Source organism: Sphingopyxis sp. OPL5 (assembly GCF_003797775.2).
Classification (GTDB): Bacteria; Pseudomonadota; Alphaproteobacteria; order Sphingomonadales; family Sphingomonadaceae; genus Sphingopyxis.
Genome location: NZ_CP060725.1, coordinates 3,519,888 through 3,541,779 on the forward strand (window position 1 = coordinate 3,519,888; position 21,892 = coordinate 3,541,779).

General features: G+C 67.5%; 18 protein-coding genes. 12 read left to right on the plus strand and 6 right to left on the minus strand.

The annotated features are described in order from the left end of the window. Positions 1 to 60: 60 nt before the first annotated feature. The 5 genes from EEB18_RS16965 (at position 61) to EEB18_RS16985 (ending at position 7,586) form a co-directional block, all read left to right on the plus strand. A complete protein-coding gene (locus EEB18_RS16965) occupies positions 61 to 1,722 on the plus strand; it encodes a phage tail sheath family protein (RefSeq protein ID WP_187140300.1) in 1,662 nt (553 codons plus the stop codon). 69 nt (positions 1,723 to 1,791) lie between these two features. After that, on the plus strand, positions 1,792 to 3,888 hold the full coding sequence (locus EEB18_RS16970; protein WP_187140301.1) for a malate synthase G: 2,097 nt from the start codon (positions 1,792 to 1,794) through the stop codon (positions 3,886 to 3,888). Further along, positions 3,885 to 4,244, plus strand: coding sequence for a GFA family protein (locus tag EEB18_RS16975; RefSeq protein ID WP_187140302.1), 360 nt, complete (start codon positions 3,885 to 3,887; stop codon positions 4,242 to 4,244). Before EEB18_RS16970 ends, EEB18_RS16975 begins: the two co-directional genes overlap by 4 nt. Before the next feature lie 472 nt (positions 4,245 to 4,716). After that, positions 4,717 to 6,738, plus strand: a complete 2,022-nt coding sequence (locus EEB18_RS16980; protein ID WP_187140303.1) for a GMC family oxidoreductase N-terminal domain-containing protein — start codon at positions 4,717 to 4,719, stop codon at positions 6,736 to 6,738. 122 nt (positions 6,739 to 6,860) lie between these two features. After that, positions 6,861 to 7,586 carry a rhodanese-related sulfurtransferase gene (locus tag EEB18_RS16985; protein ID WP_187140304.1) on the plus strand — a complete coding sequence of 242 codons (726 nt, stop codon included), beginning with the start codon at positions 6,861 to 6,863 and terminating at the stop codon, positions 7,584 to 7,586. A 157-nt stretch (positions 7,587 to 7,743) separates the two neighbouring features. Here EEB18_RS16985 and EEB18_RS16990 read toward each other — a convergent pair whose 3' ends face one another. Beyond that, positions 7,744 to 9,039, minus strand: coding sequence for a caspase domain-containing protein (locus tag EEB18_RS16990; RefSeq protein ID WP_187140305.1), 1,296 nt, complete (start codon positions 9,037 to 9,039; stop codon positions 7,744 to 7,746). Between the two features lie 19 nt (positions 9,040 to 9,058). Beyond that, complete coding sequence (locus tag EEB18_RS16995) at positions 9,059 to 9,682, minus strand: class I SAM-dependent methyltransferase (RefSeq protein WP_187140306.1); 624 nt, start codon at positions 9,680 to 9,682, stop codon at positions 9,059 to 9,061. A gap of 91 nt (positions 9,683 to 9,773) precedes the next feature. Between EEB18_RS16995 and trxB the strand changes: the two genes are divergently transcribed. Continuing rightward, positions 9,774 to 10,739: a thioredoxin-disulfide reductase gene (gene trxB / locus EEB18_RS17000; protein WP_187140307.1), complete on the plus strand. Its 966-nt coding sequence runs from the start codon at positions 9,774 to 9,776 to the stop codon at positions 10,737 to 10,739. A 96-nt stretch (positions 10,740 to 10,835) separates the two neighbouring features. Here the strand turns inward: trxB and EEB18_RS17005 are convergent, their stop codons facing one another. From EEB18_RS17005 to EEB18_RS17020, 4 genes are read right to left on the minus strand one after another with little or no spacing between them, the layout of a single operon-like run. Next, complete coding sequence (locus EEB18_RS17005) at positions 10,836 to 11,669, minus strand: hydrolase 1, exosortase A system-associated (RefSeq protein ID WP_187140308.1); 834 nt, start codon at positions 11,667 to 11,669, stop codon at positions 10,836 to 10,838. Then, positions 11,654 to 12,322, minus strand: a complete 669-nt coding sequence (locus EEB18_RS17010) for a hypothetical protein (protein WP_187140309.1) — start codon at positions 12,320 to 12,322, stop codon at positions 11,654 to 11,656. Before EEB18_RS17010 ends, EEB18_RS17005 begins: the two co-directional genes overlap by 16 nt. Positions 12,323 to 12,339: 17 nt before the next feature. Further along, a complete protein-coding gene (locus EEB18_RS17015; protein ID WP_056346809.1) occupies positions 12,340 to 12,624 on the minus strand; it encodes a phosphopantetheine-binding protein in 285 nt (94 codons plus the stop codon). A gap of 7 nt (positions 12,625 to 12,631) precedes the next feature. After that, positions 12,632 to 13,735, minus strand: coding sequence for a GNAT family N-acetyltransferase (locus EEB18_RS17020; protein ID WP_187140310.1), 1,104 nt, complete (start codon positions 13,733 to 13,735; stop codon positions 12,632 to 12,634). 35 nt (positions 13,736 to 13,770) lie between these two features. On the opposite strand from EEB18_RS17020, the gene EEB18_RS17025 reads away from it, so the two are divergent. The 6 genes from EEB18_RS17025 to EEB18_RS17050 all read left to right on the plus strand — a co-directional run bounded on the left by EEB18_RS17025 (position 13,771) and on the right by EEB18_RS17050 (position 21,880). Then, the gene (locus tag EEB18_RS17025) at positions 13,771 to 15,294 is read left to right on the plus strand and encodes an acyl-CoA ligase (AMP-forming), exosortase A system-associated (RefSeq protein ID WP_187140311.1); all 1,524 of its coding nucleotides are present in this window, start codon (positions 13,771 to 13,773) and stop codon (positions 15,292 to 15,294) included. Then, a complete protein-coding gene (locus tag EEB18_RS17030; RefSeq protein ID WP_187140312.1) occupies positions 15,291 to 16,520 on the plus strand; it encodes a pyridoxal-dependent decarboxylase, exosortase A system-associated in 1,230 nt (409 codons plus the stop codon). The genes EEB18_RS17025 and EEB18_RS17030 overlap by 4 nt, the downstream gene beginning before the upstream one ends. Before the next feature lie 321 nt (positions 16,521 to 16,841). Beyond that, positions 16,842 to 17,501: an XrtA/PEP-CTERM system exopolysaccharide export protein gene (locus tag EEB18_RS17035; protein WP_056346818.1), complete on the plus strand. Its 660-nt coding sequence runs from the start codon at positions 16,842 to 16,844 to the stop codon at positions 17,499 to 17,501. Between the two features lie 52 nt (positions 17,502 to 17,553). Then, positions 17,554 to 19,101 carry an XrtA system polysaccharide chain length determinant gene (locus EEB18_RS17040; protein WP_187140313.1) on the plus strand — a complete coding sequence of 516 codons (1,548 nt, stop codon included), beginning with the start codon at positions 17,554 to 17,556 and terminating at the stop codon, positions 19,099 to 19,101. A 14-nt stretch (positions 19,102 to 19,115) separates the two neighbouring features. Further along, complete coding sequence (locus EEB18_RS17045) at positions 19,116 to 20,150, plus strand: AAA family ATPase (protein ID WP_187140314.1); 1,035 nt, start codon at positions 19,116 to 19,118, stop codon at positions 20,148 to 20,150. Positions 20,151 to 20,152: 2 nt separating this feature from the next. Further along, a complete protein-coding gene (locus EEB18_RS17050) occupies positions 20,153 to 21,880 on the plus strand; it encodes a hypothetical protein (RefSeq protein ID WP_262407977.1) in 1,728 nt (575 codons plus the stop codon). Positions 21,881 to 21,892: the final 12 nt, after the last annotated feature.

Here is a 21,892-nt window from a genome sequence, read left to right on the forward strand (position 1 = left end):
ACGCCAATCCGCTGGCCGCCCTGCGCCGGCTCTGCCATTGTGAGCCAAAGGAGATACCGGATGGCGACCCAGTATAGAACGCCCGGAGTCTATATCACGGAAATCGATGCCTTCGGGTCGTCGGTCGTCGGCGTCGCGACTGGCGTGCCCGTTTTCGTCGGCTATACGCAATTTGCCGGCAACCCGGTCACCGGGGCGTCGCTGTACAACACGCCGGTCGCGATCGCGTCGATGGCCGAATTTGTCAGTTATTTCGGCGGCCCGGCGGTGCAACGCTTCGTGGTTGCGGCGGACGCGGCCGCCGCGGACGGCTTCACCCTGGCGCCGGTCGCGGGCGGGGCGGGCCCCGACGCCTTCAACCTTTATTGGCAGATGCGCCTGTTCTTCGCCAATGGCGGCGGCGATTGTTTTATCGTGTCGGTCGGCAGCTATGGCGCCGACGACCATCCGACCAACGCGGGAAATATCGGTACGTCGCCGCCCGGCGCCATCCGCGCCGCCGACCTGATCGGCGGGATCAACGCGGCCGGCCATGCGGTCGGTCCGGCGATGCTGGCGGTGCCCGAGGCGTGCCAGCTCGACCTTGCCGGTTATGGCACCGTCGCCTGTGCGATGCTGACGCAGGCGGACAGCCTGCAGGACCGTGTGGCGATCCTCGACCTGCCGGGCTGCCTTGCCGCCGATAGCTTCGCTTCGCTGACCGCCGCGCAGGATGACTTCTGGACCGCGATCGCCCCGGCGCTGGCCAGCGTCCGCTATGGCGCGGCCTATGCGCCCGCGGTCCATGCGTCGATCGTCGCGCCGGCCGACACAAGCTATACGCAGTTGCGCGCGGCGGACGGCGGCAATGATGCGATCAACGGCCTGCTGACGGCCAATGCGGTGGAGCTGTATAGGGACCCCCAACTGGCGACGGTGCAGGCGGCGATCGCGACGGCGTTTCCGCCCTCGGCCGGGACTACCGGCAACAGCGCGACATATTCGGCCGACGGCAGCGCCTATCCCATACTCGCCCCGCCGCAGACGCCGGCGCAATGGCAGCTCACGCTCGACGATCTGTTGCGGGCCGCGCTGCCGCTGTACGCCCGAATCGCGCAGGCGATGACCGACGCGCTGAATGTCCAGCCGCCGAGCGGCATCGTTGCCGGGGTGTGGGCGCAGAACGACCAGCAACGCGGCGTGTGGAACGCCCCGGCGAACGTCGCGCTCGGCGCGGTGACGTCGCCGCTGTGGGGCTTCACCGACGACGAGCAGGGCGGGTTCAACGCCCCCGTCAATGGCCTGGCGATCAACGTCCTGCGCGTGCAGACGGGGCGCGGGGTGGTGGTGTGGGGCGCCCGGACGCTCGACGGCAACAGCAATGACTATCGGTATATCCAGATGCGGCGCGAACTGATCTATGTCGGGCAGTCGATCAAGGCGGCGCTGCAATCCTTTGTCTTCGCGCCCAATGACGCGACCACCTGGGCGACGGTCAGCGCCGCGATTTCCAGCTTCCTGACCGGGCTGTGGCAGCAGGGCGGGCTGATGGGCGACAAGGCGAGCGACGCCTTTCAGGTGCAGTGCGGCGTGGGGACGACGATGACGGGACAGGATCTTCTCGATGGCCGGCTGGTCGTTTCGGCGACGCTGGCGATCACCCATCCGGCGGAGTTTATCGTGCTGACGTTCGAACAGATGATCGCGAGCGGCGCACCCCCCATTGCCAATATGCCGCAATGAAGGCATAGGGCGGCACCCTTTCCTCCCCGGACCAACGGGCGCGAATGCGCCGAACCAAAGGGTGCTGCAATGACCGAATTTCTGGACCGCCACGGGCTGTCGATCGATGCGCGGCTGGTCGATTTTGTCCAGGATCGCGCGCTGCCCGCCACCGGGCTCGACGCCGACAGATTCTGGGCGGACTTTGCGGCGCTTCTCGGAAAATTCGCCCCCGAAAATACGGGTTTGCTCGCGAAGCGTGAGGATTTGCAGGCAAAGATCGACGCCTGGCATCTCGAACGGGCCGGGCAGGCGCACGACCCCGCTGCCTATCAGGCCTTCCTCCGCGACATCGGCTACCTCGTCCCCGAACCCGCCGCCTTCCAGGTTGGTACGACGAACGTCGACCCCGAAATCGCGACGATGGCGGGGCCGCAGCTTGTCGTCCCCGCGCTCAACGCGCGCTTTGCGCTCAACGCCGCCAATGCGCGCTGGGGCAGCCTGTACGACGCCTTTTACGGCACCGACGCGCTCGACGCGCCGCCCGCGCAGCCCGGCGGTTATGACGCGGCACGCGGCGCGGCGGTGATCGCGCGCGCCAAGGCCTTCCTCGACGACGCCGTGCCGCTCGCGGCGGGAAGCTGGGCCGAGTGGACTGGCGGCACGCCCGCGCTTGCCGACCCGGCGCAGCTTGTCGGGACGAAGCCGGGCGCCATCCTGTTGAAGCACAACGGCCTCCACATCGAACTGGTCATCGATCCCGCGAGCGCGATCGGCCAGACCGACCCCGCGGGCATCGCCGACGTGTTGCTCGAAGCCGCGCTGACCACCATCATCGACCTTGAGGACAGCGTTGCGGCGGTTGACGGCGAGGACAAGACCCTCGGCTATTCCAACTGGCTCGGCCTGATGCGCGGCGATTTGACCGAGGTGTTCGCCAAGGGCGGCGCCACCGTCACCCGCGCGATGGAGTCCGACCGCGAGTGGACCGCGCCGGACGGCGCCGCCTTCACCCTGCCGGGGCGCAGCGTGATGTTCGTGCGCAATGTCGGCCATCTGATGACGACCCCGATGGTGAAGCTCGCCGACGGCAGCGAAGCGCCCGAGGGGATTTGCGACGCGGTGTTCACCAGCCTCTGCTCGCTCCATGATTTGAAGGGCCTCGGCACGCTCCGCAACAGCCGCGCGGGCAGCATCTATATCGTCAAGCCCAAGCAGCACGGGTCCGAGGAATGTGGCTTCACCGACCGGCTGTTCGACGCCGTCGAGGATATGCTCGGCCTGTCGCGCCACACGATCAAGGTTGGGGTGATGGACGAGGAGCGCCGCACCAGCGCAAATCTGGGCGCGTGCATCCATGCGGTGAAGGACCGCATCGTCTTCATCAACACCGGCTTCCTCGACCGCACCGGCGACGAAATCCACACGTCGATGCGCGCCGGCCCGATGATCCCCAAGGGCGAGATGAAGGCGTCGGACTGGATCGCGTCCTATGAGGACCGCAACGTTCGCATCGGGCTTGCCTGCGGGCTTTCGGGCAAGGCGCAGATCGGCAAGGGCATGTGGGCGATGCCCGACCTGATGAAGGGGATGCTCGACGCCAAGATCGGCCATCCGAAGTCGGGCGCGAACACCGCCTGGGTGCCGTCGCCGACCGCCGCGACGCTGCACGCGCTCCACTATCATATGGTCGACGTGTTCGCGCGGCAGAAGGAGATCGCGGGCGAGGCGGTGCCGTCGCTCGACCGGCTGCTCAACATCCCCGTCGCGACGGGGCGCAACTGGAGCGAGGCCGAAGTCACCCGCGAACTCGACAATAATTGCCAGGGCATACTCGGCTATGTCGTGCGCTGGATCGATCAGGGCGTCGGCTGCTCCAAGGTGCCCGACATCGACGATGTCGGCCTGATGGAGGACCGCGCGACGCTGCGCATCGCGAGCCAGGCGCTCGCCAACTGGCTGCTCCACGGCGTCTGCACCGAAGCGCAGGTCGACGCCGCGCTGGCGCGCATGGCGGCGAAGGTCGATGGGCAGAATGCCGGCGACGCGCTCTACGAAAAGCTGACCCCCGACGGCATCGCTTACCAGGCGGCGCGCGCGCTGATCTTCGAGGGCGTGACCCAGCCGTCGGGCTACACCGAACCGCTGCTGCACGCCTATCGCCAGAAGAAGAAGGCGGCGGCGTGACGCTGTCCGCTTCGTGCCTGTGCGGCGCGACGCGGTATCGCTTCGACGGGCCGGTGGGCGAGGTGGTGCTGTGCCATTGCGGCCAGTGCCGCCGCGCGAACGGCGGCGCGTATAACGTCGCGGTGCTCGCCGATGTCGCCGAGGTCCGCTTCGACGCGCGCGACCGGGTGCGCGAATATGAAAGTTCGCCGGGCAAATATCGCGCCTTCTGCACGGGTTGCGGTGCGCCGGTGTACAGTCGCCGCGACGATCTGCCGGGGGTGCTGCGGCTGCGCGGCGGGTTGATCGACGATCTGCCCGCGCCGCGCGACCTGATCGTCAGTCACCGCGACGACGGCTGGGACTGGATAGGCTGACCGGGCAGCGTCGGGGGTGGCCGCCGACGACCTGTCTTCCTCATTCCCGCGAAGGCGGGAATCCCGCGTCTCTGGCCCGTTTCGAAGATGTGCGTGCAGAGGCGCAGAGATCACAGAGGCGCTGGGTCTCTCCTCTCTGCGACCTCTGCGCCTCTGCGCGCATTTGATATTCGCCGTCGGGGCGACCGCTAATGACCGAATAGCGGGCATAAATCCTCCCTGCGGCGAAGCCGTGGGGAGGGGGACCGCCGCGAAGCGGTGGTGGAGGGGCCGCCGCCTCGCACCAGCCTTTGACGGCGTCGGCCCCTCCGTCAGCCCTTCGGGCTGCCACCTCCCCATCGCTTCGCGACAGGGAGGAGCGGCAACGTCCGCTTCCCACCCCAAGCGCCGTCGTTCCCGTACAATAACCTCTTGCCTTCATTTGCTATAAACCCGCATTTGCGGACGCGGGGACTAACAGGGGGGCAGGGCGATGACGGCACCGTTCAATTTCGGGCAACTCAAATTTCTGGAGGCGCTGACCGAGGCGCTGTTCCACGGCGTCGACATGGCGATCACCGCCGAACAGGTCGTCGCCAATGTCGTCGAGCTGTTCGGCAAGGTCGGCGGGACCAAGCTCGACGAGCTGCGATTCTCGCTCAACATGACCGAACTGGCGCTGGCGCCGGTGTTCGTCGAACTCGACGTCGACACCCGCGCCGAACGCGTCCGCGACCGGCTCCAGAACAGCGAGTTCGACCTGTTCCAGGACATGGCCCGGCTGCGCGGCATCATTTATGCGTGTTATTATGGCTATTGGGAGGGCGGCGAGCAGCCGCGCGACGCGGGGCAGGACGCCAATGTCGCGAACCCCGTCCACAAGCAGATCGGTTTCACCCTGCCGAAATTCCGTACCCGCACCGACCCGCCCGAAATGCCGATCGCCGACGTGACGGGGCGCGAGATCCACCCCGACCATATCCTCACCGCCGACACGCTGGAGGACGATTATGACGTCGTCGTCATCGGCTCGGGCGCGGGCGGCGCGGTCGCCGCCTATAATGTCGCGGCGCAGGGCTATAAGGTGCTGATCGTCGAGGCGGGGCCCTTTTATCCCTCGCCGCGCATCACCCACCGCGAACTCGACATGATCGCCGCGCTATACAAGCATGGCGGCGTCCAGACGACGACCAACAATGATTTCGTGATCTTCCAGGGGCGCTGCGTCGGCGGGTCGTCGACGGTCAACAACGGCATCTGCCTGCGCGTCAACGAAGCAGGCCGCACGCATCCCGACGCGCCCGACGTGCTCGCCAAATGGGCGAGCATCGGCGCGCCCGTCGACGCCGCCGCCTTTCACGCCAGTTACGACGCGGTGCAGGCAAAGCTCGGCATCGGCCGCGCCGAACCGCGCAGCGGGCGCCACAATGGCACGCATCTGATCAACGGCTGGCACAAACATGCCGCCGCTTCGTCGGACCCGCGCGAACAGCGTGCGGTGACCGACTGGTTCGACAAGAATTTCGGCCCGCCGAACACCCCGAACGCCTGCGCCTATTGCGGTTATTGCAACTCGGGCTGCCCCTATGGGCGGCGCATGGGCATGGCGCAGACCTATCTGCCGCAGGCGTGCCGCGACCATGGCGCGCGTATTCTGCCCGAAACCAAGGCCGAGGAAATATTGTGGCGCGACGCCGCGAACGACAAGCTGGAGGCAGAGGCGGTCCGCCTCGTCATGCCCGACGGGTCCCGCCGCCTCGTCCGCGCCCGCGTCGGGGTGATCGTCGCGGGCGGCACTATCGCCTCGTCGAAACTGCTCGACAGCAGCGGCATCGAAGGAACGGGTTACCAGATCTCGCTCAACGTCGCCTCGCCGGTGGTCGCGCTGATGCCCGCCGGGGTCGGCGGCAATGCGTGGGACGAGGACCAGATGACCAGCTATGTCGACTGCGGCAAATATCTGCTCGAAAGCCATTTTCAGCCGCCGATGGCGATGGCGTCGCTGATGCCCGGCTGGTTCGGCACCCATGCCGAGCGGATGCGGAATTTCAGCCGCGTCCATTCGGCGGGCATCCTCTTCCCCGCCGACCGGCGCGGGCAGGTGGTCGACGGCAAGCTGCACTTCCGCCTCGACGTCGATGACGATATGCCGGTGCTGCGCGATGCGATGGCGACGCTGACCAAGGTCCATTTCGCGGCGGGCGCGCTCGAATGCTATCCCGCGCTGGCGAACGGCAAGACGATCAAGCCCGGCATGGACGTCGACGAATTTTTCGCCCGGGAGATCGGCCAACAGGACGATCTGACGCTGTCGAGCAGCCACGCGCATGGCGGCAATGCGATCAACGAGAATCCCGAATATGGCATCGTCGACCCCGAATGCCGCGTCCATGGGACGACCAATGTGCTGGTCACCGACGCGAGCGTCTTCCCGAGCTGCATCCGCGTCAATGCGCAATGGACGACGATGGCGATGGCGCATTATGCGACCGGGCGGGGCGATCCGTTTCGGTGACCCGACTCGTCATTGCGAGCGAAGCGACGCAATCCAGAGCGGTTTACGCGGGCTCTGGATTGCTTCGCTTCGCTCGCAATGACGTACTTTTGTTTGATGCGCTGTGGGAGTAGGGGGCGCCGATGTTTCAAGTCGCCGCCCTCTATCGCTTCGCGCCCTTCGAAGACCCCGCCGCGCTGCGCCAGCCGTTGCTCGACCTCTGCGCGGCCGAAGGCGTCAAGGGCACGCTGCTGCTCGCGCGCGAAGGCATCAACGGCACCATTGCCGGAAGCGCCGAGGGCGTCGCCGCCGTCCTCACGCATATCCGCGCGCTCCCCGATTGCGCCGACCTCGACGTCAAATATTCGGCCGCCGCCGCGATGCCCTTCCAGCGGCTGAAGGTGCGGCTGAAGAAGGAAATCGTGACGATGAAGGTCGCGGGCATCGACCCGTCGCGCGACGTCGGCCGCTATGTCGCGCCCGCCGACTGGAACGAAGTGATCGCCGATCCGGGCACGGTGGTCATCGACACGCGCAACGATTTCGAGGTCGGTTATGGCAGCTTCGACGGCGCGATCGACCCGCAGACCAAAAGCTTCGGCGACTTTCCCGGCTGGTGGCAGGAGCACAAGGACGAATTCGCCGGCAAGCGGATCGCGATGTTCTGCACCGGCGGCATCCGCTGCGAAAAATCGACCGCGTACCTCCGCAGCGAAGGTATCGACGACGTGGTCCACCTGAAGGGCGGCATCCTCGCCTATCTCGAACAGGTTCCCGAGGCGACAAGCCGCTGGCACGGCAGCTGTTTCGTCTTCGACGAGCGGGTGAGCGTCGGGCACGGGCTGGTCGAGGTGGGGGAGAAGGGATAGCGGCGTTTTGGGGTGGAAGCGGACGTCCAAAATTGTCATCCCCGCGAAAGCGGGGACCCAGTAGCAACGTTGGCTCGCTGGGTCCCCGCTTTCGCGGGGATGACGAGGTAGTGGACCGGAGTAGAAAAATTCATCCGAAACCAGCCACTTCCGCCCGCTACTCCGCGCTCACCCGATAGGTCACCTTATACTCGCTCCGATCCCCGTTGATCGTCCGGGTGAAATTTCCGACCCTCGGCTCCAGGTCGATCGTCCCCAATATGTCGTTCCCGCCGACGTCGTCGTCCTCAAGCAATTGCACCGTCGAATTGCCGTCGAAATCGAAGCTGCGCGGCACGACCCAGCGCTGGCCCTTTTTCATCGTATAGCTGTCCTTCTTGCTCTCGGGAAAGCGCTGGCTGCCCCCGAAGCGCAGGAACAGCTGGTCGGGCAGCCCGAGGAAACCCGTCACCTTGATGCATTCGATGACAATATCCGACACGCGATATTGGCCCCCGCGCACCGCGCTGCCGTCGGCGCTCGGCGTCAGCAGCCGCGCGATCGCGTCCGACGCGTCGGCGGCGTAACGCCCGCTCGGAAACTCCGACAGATAGGCGCTGAACGCGCGCACGCTGCTTTCGGTGAGCGCGCCTTTCCAGAAAATCTCCTCGCTCGCGGTGCGATCACCCGTGGGCACCGCCGGCGCCGCGGCGACCAGTGTCGGCACGATGCGCGGCACCAGATAGACCGGGGTGCCGGTGATGCTCGCGCTGACGAAGGGCCGCTGGTTGCCGCCGGTCGCGGCGAGCACATCGTCGCGGATCGCGCCGCCGAGCAGCTGCACCGGCAGATCGGGCTCGGGCAATCGCCGCGCGAGCGCGAGGGCAAAGGGGCTGTTCGCGCCATTGCCGTCGCTCGCGGTCTGGCCGGGGGCGGCGGCGAAGATGACGAGCACATCGTCGGCCTCGACCCCCGCCATGCCGCGCGCCACCGCGCGGGTGCCCGACCGCCACTTGCTGCCGAAGGGATTGTTGCGGCACGCGTCGAGCACGACCATGCGCACCTGCGCCCCCGACACCGCCTCCATCAACCGGCTGAGCTCGATCGCCTCATAGGGCAGGTCGAGGTCCGATTCGAGCTTGGCATCGACGGGGAGCAGCCAGTTCTTGCCCTGCGCCTCGATCCCGTGCCCCGCGAAATAGACCATCGCGACCTCGGCGCCGTCGGCCTTGGTGCGGAAATCGCGCATCGCGCCCTGAAAGGCCTGATTGCCGAGATTGCTCGCGGTGACCACCTCGAAGCCCGCGGCTTTCGCGGCGTCCGCGACGATCCGGATGTCGTTCACGGGGTTGGTCAGCGCGCCGGTGTTGGCATAGGCCGAATTGCCGATGACCAGCGCGACCTTGCGCGCCTCGGCGCTGGCGGGCGCCAGCAGCATCAGCAGGGTCAAAAGGGGTAGCCAGAAACGCGTCATCTTAGCTGTCCTTTCGTCGTCAGTTCGGGCGGGCGGCTCCATATTCGACCCAGCCGAAGGGGCGCGGGGTCTTGGGCATATACAGCGCGGCCTGCCGCTCGACCGCGAAACCCGCGGCGGCATAGGCATCCGAAATCGGCCGGGTGAGGTGGCAATTGCCGCCGATGCGTTTCCAGATCGGCTCGATCCGCCGCTGCCATTTCGCGACCCCGGCATCGGGCGCGCCGCCATGTTCGAGGAACAGCGCGGTGCCGCCGGGTTTGAGCACGCGGCGGATTTCGCGCAGCACCGCGCTCTGCTCGGCGACCGAGCAGAGGGTGAAGGTGGTCACCACCGTGTCGAAACGCCCGCTTTCGAAGGGCATCGCTTCGCCGACCCCGCCCTGGATATTGGCGTCGATGCCGTGCGCCTGCGCCGCCGCGCGGCTCATCGCCAGCAATTCGGGCGAGGGGTCGAGCCCGGTGAAGCTCGTCACCCGCGCGCGGTCGTAAAATTCCATGTTGATGCCGCCGCCGCAGCCAAGCTCGAGCACATCGCCCGCCGCATGCGGCACGACCTTGCTGCGCGCCTTCATGATCTGCCCCTGCGAACAGGCGCATTTGATCAGGCGCGGTACTCCGTGACGTTCCCACCAGCTCGCCATATCGGCACACTCCCCTTGGCGCGCAGCCTGTCCCTTGCTAGCGCGGTTGGCAACACCCATTTAGGCGAACCCCGCCAGTTTAAGGACGATCATGCCCGCCACCCACCACACCAAGATGCTCATCCTCGGCTCCGGTCCCGCGGGCCTGTCGGCCGCGATCTACGCGGCGCGCGCGGGCATGAAACCGATCGTGGTGCAGGGGCTCCAGCCCGGCGGCCAGCTCACCATCACCACCGACGTCGAAAACTACCCCGGCTTCGCCGAGGTGGTGCAGGGCCCCTGGCTGATGGAGCAGATGACCGCGCAGGCGACGCATGTCGGCACCAGCATGATCTGGGACACGATCGTCGACGTCGACCTGTCGCAGCGCCCGTTCAGGCTGACCGGCGACGGCGGCGATGTCTATCTGGCGGAAACTTTGGTGATCGCAACGGGCGCGCAGGCGAAGTGGCTCGGCGTGGAAGGCGAACAGGAGCTGGGCGGCAAGGGCGTTTCGGCGTGCGCGACGTGCGACGGTTTTTTCTATCGCGGCAAGAAGGTCGTGGTGATCGGCGGTGGCAACACCGCGGTCGAGGAAGCGCTCTACCTCACCAACCACAGCGACGATGTGACGCTGATCCACCGCCGCGATCATCTGCGCGCCGAGAAGATCCTGCAGGACCGGCTCCACGCCAATCCCAAGATCAAGGTCTTGTGGAACAAGAAGGTCGACCGTTTCGTCGCGGGCGAGGGCGTCGCGGGCCTTGTCGGGGTCGACCTGATCGACACCGTCACCGGCGAAGCGAGCCATGAGCCGACCGACGGCGGCTTCGTCGCGATCGGCCACAGCCCGTCGACCGAATTGTTCAAGGGCAAGCTGCCGCTCGACGCCGACGGCTATCTGGAGGTCACGCCGGGTACGTCGCTGACGTCGATCCCGGGTGTGTTCGCGGCGGGCGATGTCACCGACAAGGTGTACCGCCAGGCGGTGACCGCGGCGGGCATGGGCTGCATGGCCGCGCTCGACGCCGAGCGGTTTCTGGCCGAGGCCGAGTATCACGCGATGGTGGATGCGTAACAAACCGTCGCCCCCGCGAAGGCGGGGGCCGCTGTCGGTTTACACAGCGACGCAGATTTAGGCCGATTGCGGCCCCCGCCTTCGCGGGGGCGACGGTTATTTGAGGGCGGCCAAAATCCGTTCCGCCAGCCACTCGGCATCATCCCCCGCAAAACTGTGCGACGGGCTCGCCAGCCGCTCTACGCGGATCGATCCCGGATTTTGCTCGATATAGGCGAGCGATTTCGCCAGCTTTTCCATAAAGGCCTGCGCGGTCCGGTCGCCGGTTGCGAGCAGGATCGTCACCGGACAGAAGATCTCTGCCAACAGGCTGTCGAGTTCGTCGGCGAGACTGCCGAACGCCGGTGCCGCCGGCTTTTTCCCCAGCGCCGACAAGCCGCGAAACAATTTCCGGAAATCTACCTCGCCCTTCACCAGCCGCAGCAGGCTTTTCGGGTCCTTCAGCCGCGACAGGTAACGCGCGCGGATCGCCGAGGCCGGGGGCAGGGCGGGTTCGTCGGCTTCAGCGTCGTCGTCGCCATCATCCTCATAAGTCCAGGGGTTGGCGAGGATCAGCCCGTCGAGCGCCAGCGGCTGGTGCAGCAGCAAGGCGCTCGCGGCATCGCAATTGCCGAACGCGACGACGCGGGTCAGCTGCGGCGCCGCGTCGCGAAATGCCGCGATCGCCGCCGCAATATCCGGCCCGCTCGATCGGTAGCTGCCGTTTTCGCCTTCGCTGTCGCCGATGCCGCGCCGGTCGAAACGAAAGACCGGATGCCCCGCCGCGGCGACGCGCTGCGCCAGAATCGCCATGCCGCGATGCGCGCCGCTGCGAATCTCGTTGCCGCCCGACACGATCAGCAGCCCGGTCGTCCCTGGCGCTCCCGGCGCTTCGTCGAGCGTGGCGGCGAGCGCCGCGCCTTCGCAGGCGAAGCTCAGTTGACGCCGCATGACGCCCCCCATGCCGTAATGTCGACGGCGATCGTTTCGGCCATGACCGCATCTTCGCCGGGTTCGGCGCGCAGCCATAGCGGGGTGCCCGCGATGCCGTCGGCGCTGAGCGCGACGTTGCGTAGCGGTTCGACCGGCTGGGCCTCGGCGCTGCCCAACTGCGCGATCATCGCGGGCGAAAGCCGATTGCCCGCGAGCAGCAGTGGTTCGCGTTTCGCCGTGTCGGTCAGGCTTTCGAGCGACGATGTCACTCCCGCCTCGCGGTCGGCCGAGACGCGCGCGCGAAGCAGGGTGCGCAGCAGCGACGCCCCGCCCACCGGCGCCAGTCGCCACCAGCCGGCGGCTTTCACGCGATGGTCGATCAGCGCCCCGCCCCGGACCGATGCAACAAGGACGGGTCCGTCGATTGTCGCCGCAACTTCGGCGAGGGCATTTTGCCACATGTCGAGGTCGACGCTTTCCAGCGCCACGAGGCTCTCATTCTGCCCCGGCAGGTCGGGCATCGCCGCCGCGAATCCGCGCTCGCCAAGCGCGCGCATCGCGAGCACGAGGGTGCGGCGTGTGCGGTTCGCTTCCTCGAACAGCGGGGGGACGATCAGGACGGTGGCGCGCGGCGCTCCGGCGGGTGTGACGCGCAGATGATGTTCGCCCATGCGCGCGTCGATAGCGGTCAGTCGGTCACTTTGCGCAGCGAAAATGCCAGCAAATTGCCGTAGGTTTCGAAAATCTCGCCGTCGATCTCGTCGTCGTCGATGATGATGCCGAGGCGATCTTCCATCTCGGTCAGCACGGTCGCGACCGCCATCGAGTCGAACTCGGGCAGCGCGCCGAACAGGCCGCTGTCCTCGGTCAGCGCCGCGGCGCGGGCTTCGCCGAGGCCCAAAATGTCGGCGAGCAACGCACGCAGCGTCGCATCGACGCCGGAAGAGGTGGGGCTGGCGGGGGTATCGGTCATCACGTCCTCACTCGCGTGCCGTAAGGGAACGCGCAAAAGCCTTTATCGCGGGTCCCCATGCCGCGATGCGCGACGGATTGAAAGCCTCCAATCGCCACAGCGGTTCGTGGCGGTTCATCCAGTCCTTCTTGTACCCGTCGTTGCCGGTGCCGAAATCGATGCGCTCGACATGGTCGACGTCGATGACATGGCGGAACAGCGCCGCCGAAAGCAGCGTGCCGGGCGAGGCCTTCAGACTGTCCTCGACATGCGCGAGCTTGTGGATGAAGGCGGTGCCGTCCTCGACGGTCCAATATTGCGCGGCGACCGGGATGCCTTCGATCCGCGCGATTCCCATGCGCAGCGTGCCGCGCGCGCTCTCGGCCTCGGCAAAGGCGCGCAGCAGGGCGGGATGGCCTTCCTCGGGCTTCCAGCTCGCGGCATAGATGCTCTCATAGGCGGCCCAGCTGCCGGGATCGAAGGCGGTGAGCAGCTGGATATCGACCACGCCCTTCTTCGCCTTGCGCTTGACGGTGTTTTTGAGCGCGCCGGGGCGACTTTCCCACCACGCGTCATGCGTCAGGCCGGTCAGGTCGAGCCAGTGGCGGTCGCCCGCCGGGGTCGCCTTGACCCACCAGCCGGCGGCGCGGAGCGCGGTAGCGAGGTCGGCCTGGTCGGCGTCGGGCACCGGATAAAGCGACAGCCGTGCCGCCCGCTTGCGAAGCTTGGAGAACAAATCGACAAGCGCGCCATCTCTCTCGCCCTTACCGATTCCTCTAACTGCTCCCCGGCGAAAGCCGGGGTCAAGGCTTCGGTCGCCAACCGCAGAACCCGCGCGCTCTGGGCCCCGGCTTTCGCCGGGGATCGCTGCCCGATATAACGGTCGAAGGGCAAAGCTGTACCAGTTGGTGAGGCCCGCAAAATGGCCGGGCTGATCGCGGCGTAGCGGCAGCCATGCCGTCACGTCACCTGCATGGCCATGCGCATCGACGCGGCCTTCGCCCGCAAAACCATAGTCTGTCAGCAGGTCGAACCACGCCGCGCGGTCGAACGGCGACGCAGGCGCAGCGGCGCGCGCGTCGGCGGGCAGCCCGCCTTCATCATTAGCGCGATGTTCACCGTTCCCTTGCATAGGCTGGCGCTCTATCACCCAGTCCTAAAGAACCGATGACCGAAGCCCTGATCCCCTCGTCGCGCCCGATCGACCATCTCGCCCGCCGCGGCGCGGTCGATGCGCCCGCGTTGCTGATCGGCGACCGGGGGACGAGCTTTGGGGAATTGGACGCAGGGGTCGGCCGGCTGGCATCCTGGCTGCTCGAACAGGCGGGCGGCCCCGGCGAACGCGTCGCCAGCTGGAGCGCGAAGACGCGGCTCGCGTGCCTGATGCCGCTCGCGGCGGCGCGCGCGGGGCTGATCCATGTGCCGGTCAATCCGCTGCTCAAGGCGCCGCAGGTGGCGCATATCCTGGCGGACAGCGGCGCGAAGCTGCTCGTCACCAATGCCGCGCGCAGCGACACGCTCGGCGAAGCCCTGCCGGTCGATTGCGTCGTGCAGGATTTGAGGATCGCCGACGAAGTGATTGATTCGGGCGGGCAGGGGCTTCCCCCGTCGCTCGCTGAGCCCGGTGATCTGGCGGCGATCCTCTATACCAGCGGCTCGACCGGGCGCCCCAAGGGAGTGATGCTCAGCCACGCCAATCTGTGGCTGGGGGCCGAGGCCGTTGCGGATTATCTGGAGATCGTGCCCGCTGACCGCGTGCTCGCCGTGCTGCCCTTGAGCTTCGATTATGGTCAGAACCAGCTGTTTTCGACCTGGTATGCGGGGGCCGCGGTTGCCCCGATCGACTATCTCACCCCGCGCGACGTCGTGAAGGCGGTGGCGCGGCATGGCGCAACGACGCTGGCGGGTGTGCCGCCGCTCTGGGTGCAGCTCGTCGAAAGCGAATGGCCCGCCGAAAGCGCGGCGCATCTCAAGCGCCTGACCAACAGCGGGGGCGCGCTGACGCCGTCGCTGATCGACGCGATGCGGGGCATTTTCCCGAACGCAGACGTCTATCCGATGTATGGGCTGACCGAGGCCTTCCGATCGACCTATTTGCCACCAAAGCTGGTCGCCGATCATCCGACCTCGATGGGCCGCGCGATCCCGCATGCCGAGATTTTGGTGTGCCGCGCCGACGGCACGATCACCGCCGACGAGGAACCGGGCGAGCTCGTCCATTGCGGGCCGCTCGTCGCGCAGGGCTATTGGCAGGATGACGAACGCACCGCGCAGCGCTTCAGGCCCGCGCCGCGTGCGTCGCACTATGGCGGCATGGCGGTGTGGTCGGGCGACACGGTGCGCCGCGACGCCAATGGCCTGTTGTACTTCGTCGGCCGCGACGATGCGATGATCAAGACCGCCGGCAACCGCGTCAGCCCGACCGAGGTCGAGGATGTCGCGATCGCCTCGGGCCTGATCTACGAGGCGGTGGCATTCGGGGTCCCCGACGCCCGGCTCGGCGCGGCGATCGTGCTGATCGTGCGCGGCAAGGGGGAGGGCGATCCCGACGGTCTCGCCGCCTATCTCAAGGCGAACCTGCCCAATTTCATGCAGCCGCAGGCGATCGAATGGCGCGCCGAACTGCCGCGCAACCCCAATGGCAAGCTCGACCGCGTCGCGATCGCCGCCGACTGGAAGGTGGCAGCATGAAACCGCATGGTCCGATCCCGCCCGGCTTCGCCGCCGATGCCGACGGCATGTTGCTGATCGGCGGCCAGCGCGCCGACGACCTCGCCGAGGATGCCGGCGACACGCCGCTGTTCGTCTATGACAGCAAGCTGCTCACCGCGCGCGTCGCCGAATGGCGCGCCGCGATGCCCGCCGAATTGCAGCTTCATTATGCGATGAAGGCGAACCCCTATGGCCCGCTGCTCGGCCATATGGCGGCGATGGTCGACGGACTCGACGTCGCGTCGGGCGGCGAGCTCAAGGCCGCGCGCACCAGCGGTATGGCGAGCGGGCACATCAGCTTCGCGGGGCCGGGCAAGCGCGACTCCGAACTCGAATATGCGATCAAGGCGGGCGCGACGCTCAATCTCGAATCGGCGGGCGAGGCCGAACGCGCGCTCGCGATCGGGGCGCGGCTCGGCATCGTCCCGCGACTCGCCGTGCGCGTGAACCCCGACTTCGACCTCAAGGGGTCGGGCATGAAGATGGGCGGCGGTGCCAAGCCTTTCGGGGTCGATGCCGCCGAGGTCGCGGCGCTGGTGGGGCGCCTGCTCGATGCCGGCGCCGACTGGCAGGGTTTCCATATTTTTGCCGGATCGCAGGCGCTTGATGCCGGCGCCATCGCCGATACGCAGGCGCAGACCGTCGCGCTCGCGGCGCGGCTCGCCAATGAAATCGGCGCGGTGCCGCCGCTCGTCAATCTCGGCGGCGGCATGGGGGTGCCCTATTTTCCCGGCGACAAGGCGGTCGATGCGAAGGCGGTCGGCGATGCGCTCGCCGCGACGCTCGCGGCGCGTGACCCGATGCTCGGTGCCAGCCGCTTCGCGATGGAACTCGGGCGCTGGCTCGTCGCCGAGGCGGGGGTGTATCTGACCCGAATCGTCGATCGCAAGACCAGCCATGGCGAGACCTTCCTCGTCACCGACGGCGGCCTTCATCACCAGCTCGCGGCGAGCGGCAATTTCGGCACCGTGATCCGCCGCAACTACCCGATCGCGCTCGCCAGCCAGTTCGGCGCCGAGCCGGTCGAGACGGTGTCGGTCGTCGGCTGCCTCTGCACCCCGCTCGACCGGCTGGGCGACCAGGTCGCGCTGCCGCGCGGCGAGGTCGGCGATCTTGTGGCGATCTTTCAGGCGGGGGCTTATGGCGCCACCGCGAGCCCCTCGGCTTTCCTCGGCCAGGGTCCGGCGCGCGAGATGCTCGTTTAAGATCCTCCCCATCGCGAAGCGTTGGGGAGGGGGACCGCCGCGAAGCGGTGGTGGAGGGGTTGAAAGGTTGCACCGACGCCTGACGGCGTCGACCCCTCCGTCAGTCCTGCGGGCTGCCACCTCCCCAACGCTACGCGATGGGGAGGATCGGAATGGCCGTTTCTGTCCCGAACTGGCACAGAGTGCGACGAGCGCGGCGCAAACCTAGCCGACTACTAACGGTATATTCACCCTTTTCGGTCATCGCTGATCCTGACGCATTGGCTTTCGCCCCGGGCATTTAGCTCGCGGCGACGCCGCTGCCGCAGGAAAGGTGATACCATGACGACGTCCTTCCCCGCCCTTCGCGCCGCGCGCGTGGCCCTCGCGTGCGGGATCGCCGCGACCGCGCTGACCGGCTGCATGGGCGGCGGCGCCGCCGCGCCGCAGCTGCCGAGCGCGACCTTCGTTCAGAATCAGGAAGGGCCCGGCGAGGAATATATCATCGGCCCGCTCGACGAGCTGCAGATCTTCGTGTGGCGCAACCCCGAGCTGGGCGGCAAGGTCCAGGTCCGCCCCGACGGCCGCATCACCACCCCGCTGATCACCGACATGCCCGCGGTCGGCAAGACCCCGACGATGCTCCAGCAGGACCTCAAGCTCCAGCTCAGCCAATATATCACCGACCCGATCGTCAGCGTCATCGTCACCAGCTTCAACAGCACCTTCTCCCAGCAGGTGCGCGTCGTCGGTGCGACCGAAAAGCCCGCGTCGATCCCGTTCCGCGCCAATATGACCGTGCTCGACGCGATGATCGCGGTCGGCGGCCTCGGCGAATATGCCGCGGGCAACAAGGCGCGTCTCGTCCGTTACGACAAGGGCAGCGGCAAGCAGCATGAATATGGCCTGCGCCTCAACGACCTCGTCAAGCGCGGCGACATCAAGGCGAACGTCCGGCTCCAGCCGGGCGACGTGATCATCATCCCCGAAAGCATGTTCTGACGCGCCACCGCGCGGCCGACTCCCCAAACCTGCCAAGGACTGAAACCAGACAATGAACGGCCTTTACGACGAATTCCGGGTGGCGCTGCACAGCGTCTGGACGCGCCGCTGGCTGGTTCTGGCCGTGGCCTGGGGCATCTGCATCCTCGGCTGGCTGGCGATCGCGTCGATCCCCAACCGGTATGATTCGCGCGCCCGCCTGCTCGTCGACATCAACGAGATCGTCCCCGCCGACAGCCAGAGCGGCCCCTATGCCGATCGCGCCCAGATCGACCAGATTCGCGAGACGCTGACCAGCGCGCGCAACCTCGAGAAGGTCGCGGTGACGACCGGCATGCTCCCCGCCGGCGCCGGCGAGCGCGAAAAGGCCGGCGCGGTCGCGATGCTGCAAAAGAATATCAAGGTCATCCCGCAGCAGGAAAATATCTTCGAGATCACCTCGTCGATCGGAGTCGGCAGCCTGTCCGACGCCGACAATGCCAAGCTTGCGAGCGGCGTCCTCGACAGCCTGATCACCGTGTTCCGCGACGAACAGCTGCGCGGCGGCCGGATGACCGCGCGCGAGGGGCTGAAGTTCCTCGACGCCCAGCTCGCCGACCGCGAAAAGGCGCTCGGCGAGGTCGAGGCGCGCCGCGCCGCCTTTGAGGCGAAGAATATCGGGCTGATCTCCAGCGGCACCGGCTCGCCCGGCCAGCGTATCGACGCCGCGCGCGCCGAACTCAGCCAGATCGAAACCCAGCTGGCCGCGGCGCAAGGCTCGCTCGCGGCGGCGAACGGCCAGATGGCGTCGACGCCGGCGACGATCAACGTCCCCGGCATGGGCGGCGTCGGCGGCGGTGTCGCGCGCCAGCAACTCGCCGGGGCACAGAACGAACTGTCGTCGATGCGCGCGCGCGGGCTGACCGACGCGCACCCCGACGTCATCGCGCTGAAAAGCCAGATCGCCTCGCTGAAGGCGATGGCCGACCGCGAAGGCGCGGGCGCCGGTGGCGGCGGCAACGCCCAGAACCCCGCCTATGCGACGCTGCAGGCGATGCGCGCCGAACGCCAGGCGACCGTCGCGGCGCTGTCGTCGCGCAAGGCGCAATTGTCGGCCGACATCAACCGCATCACCACCGCGCAGATCCAGAACCCCGGCGTCGCCGCCGAATATGAACGGATCAACGGCGAATATACCGCGCTCAAGGCGCAGTCGGACCGGCTGATGGCACAGCGCGAACAGGTGCGCATGCGCGGCGAGGTGCAGACCGAAACCGATGCGATCAAGGTCGAACTGCTCGACCCGCCGACGAAGCCGACCAGTCCTGCGGCGCCGAACCGCCCGTTGTTCCTGACCCTCGTGTTGTTCGCGGGCATCGGCGGCGGCATCGGGGTCGCCTTCGGCCTCGGTCAGGTGCGCACCAGCTATGCGACCGCGGCCAAGCTCGAACGCGCCAGCGGCCTGCCGGTCATCGGATCGATCACCGAGGTCGTGACGCCCGAACGGCACGCCGACCGCAAGAAGAAACTCGTCTGGCTCGCGGGGGGCAGCGGCGCGCTGGTGGCGCTGTTCGTCCTGCTGCTGGTCGCCGAATTCGTCCAGCGTGGCATGGTCGCGTGACGGGGGACAAGAAAATGAACGAACATCGCCCCATCAAGCGCACGCCCTCGCTGCTCGAACGCGCCGCCGACATGTTCGGCACCGATCCCGCCGCCGGCGCACCGACGATCGACGTCTCGGGCCTGCCCGAGGAGCCGGTCCGCAAGGGCAAGGCGAAGAAAAAGGCCGAGTCCGAAGCACCGGCGACGCCCCCGCTTACGCCGGAGGCCGAAACGCTCGATCCCGTCGTCGAGACGGCGCCCGCGGTCGAGGCGGCGCCGAAACCGTCGCCGCGCAAGGATGTCGCCAGGGCGGCGCCCGCCGTCGTGCCGACGCGTCAGGGAACGATCGACCGCGAACGGCTCGCCGCCAGCGGCATGATCGTGCCGGGGGCGGCGGTCAGCGGCATTTCCGAAGAATATCGCATCGTGAAGCGCGAACTGATCCGCAACTTCGCGGGCAGCGGCAGCCGTCCGGTGTTGCCGCGCGGCCACCGCGTGCTGATCGGCTCGGCCAACCCGGGCGAAGGCAAGACCTTCTCGGCGGTCAACCTCGCGCTCAGCCTCGCGGTCGAAACCGACCATGACGTGCTGCTGATCGACGCCGACATCGCCAAGCCCAGCGTGCTGAACGCGCTCGGGCTGGAGGATGGTCCCGGGCTGATGGACGCGCTCGCCGACCCGCACCTGCCGCTCGGCGACTGCCTGATCCAGACCGATATTCCGGGGCTGAAGGTCATGCCCGCGGGCACCGCGCATATGCACGACACCGAATTGCTCGCCTCGGCGCGCACCGAAACCTTGCTCGCGCAGCTCGAAGCGGGGGCGCCGGGCCGGATCATCATCCTCGATTCGCCGCCGGTGCTCGCGGCGTCGCCCGCCGCGGTGCTCGCCGGCCATGTCGGCCAGCTGATCATGGTGGTGCGCGCCGATACGACGCTCGAAAGCGCGCTGCGCGACGCGATCGGGCTGATGGGCGCCTGCCCGCACATCCAGCTGCTCCTCAACGGGGTCAAATATTCGCCGGGCGGTCGACGCTTCGGCACCTATTATGGACAAGGAGGCGCCTGACCATGCGCACCACTCTCCCCCACGCACGCCGTGGCGTCATGACGGCGGTGGCGCTGCTGCTCGCCGGCACCGCGACCAGCGCGCATGCACAATTCTCGGGTCCCGAAGGCGGCAGCGGTGATGGCGCTGCGTCGTCGGCACCGGCCTCGGCCGAAAGCGGCACCGGCAAGCGCGACGAGCGCGGCCAGAAGCGCAGCAAGCGCACGGTCGAAGTCACACCCTATCTCGAAGTCGGGCAGGTGCTGCAGGCCGATCTCAAAAATGATGGCGATGTGCTCACCTACACGACGCTCGCCGCCGGGGTCGACGCGGTCATCACGACGCGCCGCGCCGAAGTCGCGGCGACGCTGCGCTACGAATATCGCATCGGCGAATCGGGCGGCCTCGGCGATTCGGACACGATCAGCGGGCTGCTGCGCGGCCGCTATGAACTCGCGCGCGGGCTGAATGTCGAGGCGGGAGCGCTCGCGACGCGCACCCGCGCCGACGGGCAGGGCGCCGACAATCCGATTTTCGTCGGCAATGGGTCGAACTCCGCCGACGTCTATTCGATCTATGCCGGCCCGACCTTCGCGCGCCGCATCGGCGGACTCGACGTCGGTGCCGGTTATCGCTTCGGCTATAACAAGGTCGAGGTCGACACCCCCGCAGTGCTGCCGCCGGGTGCGACCAGCCAGGATATTTTCGACAGCTCGACCAACCATGTCGCGTGGGGCAGCGTCGGCCAGCGGCCGGGCGACCTGCCGTTCGGCTGGCAGGTGTCGGGCGGTTACGAGCGCGAGGATGCGACCCAGCTCGACCAGCGGTTCGAGGGCAAGTTCGCCCGCGCCGACGTGACGGTGCCGATCGGCCCGACCGTCGCGCTGCTTGGCGGCGTCGGCTATGAAGATATCGAGATCAGCGAACGCAACCCCGTCGTCGACGCGAACGGCGTGCCGGTCCGCGACGCGAACGGGCGCTTCGTCACCGACAAGTCGAGCCCGCGCCAGCTGTCGTTCGACACCGACGGGCTGATCTGGGACGCCGGCGTGATGTGGCAGCCCAGCCGCCGCACCTCGCTGACCGCCAAGGTCGGGCGCCGCTATGGCGACACCATCTACACCGGCAGCTTCTATTACCGCCCGGGCCATGCGACGCAGATCCAGGTCGGCGTCTATGACGGCATCTCCAGCTTCGGGCGCGGGCTTTCCGCTGGCCTCGCCGGCCTGCCGACCCAGTTCGACCCGACGCGCAACCCGATCGACGGCGATATCAACAGCTGCCAGTTCGGCGCGCAGGGCGGCGGCTGTCTCAACAACGCGCTGTCGAACGCGACCGGCGCGCAGTTCCGCAGCCGCGGCATCCAGGGCATCTTCACCAGCCGCGCCGGGGCGTGGAGCTATGGCTTTGGCGCCGGTTACGATCGCCGCCGCCTGCTCGTGCCCGCGCTGTCGCAGATTGCCGACCTCAACGGGGTGACCGACGAGAATTATTATCTCTTCGCGTCGATCGGGCGCCAGCTCGGCCGCGATGCCGACCTGTCGTTCAGCGGCTTCTACAATTATTTCGACAATGGCTCGCCGGGCGCGACCGACGTGCAATCCTATGGCGCGTCGGCGGTCTATTCGCAGCGCTTCTGGCGCGGGCTGACCGGCAGCGCGGCGGCCAGCCTCACCGGCTTCGACCAGGACGGTTTCAACAGCCAGCTCGTGGCATCGGCGCTGTTCGGTCTGCGCTACAATTTCCGGTAACGGGGAAGATAA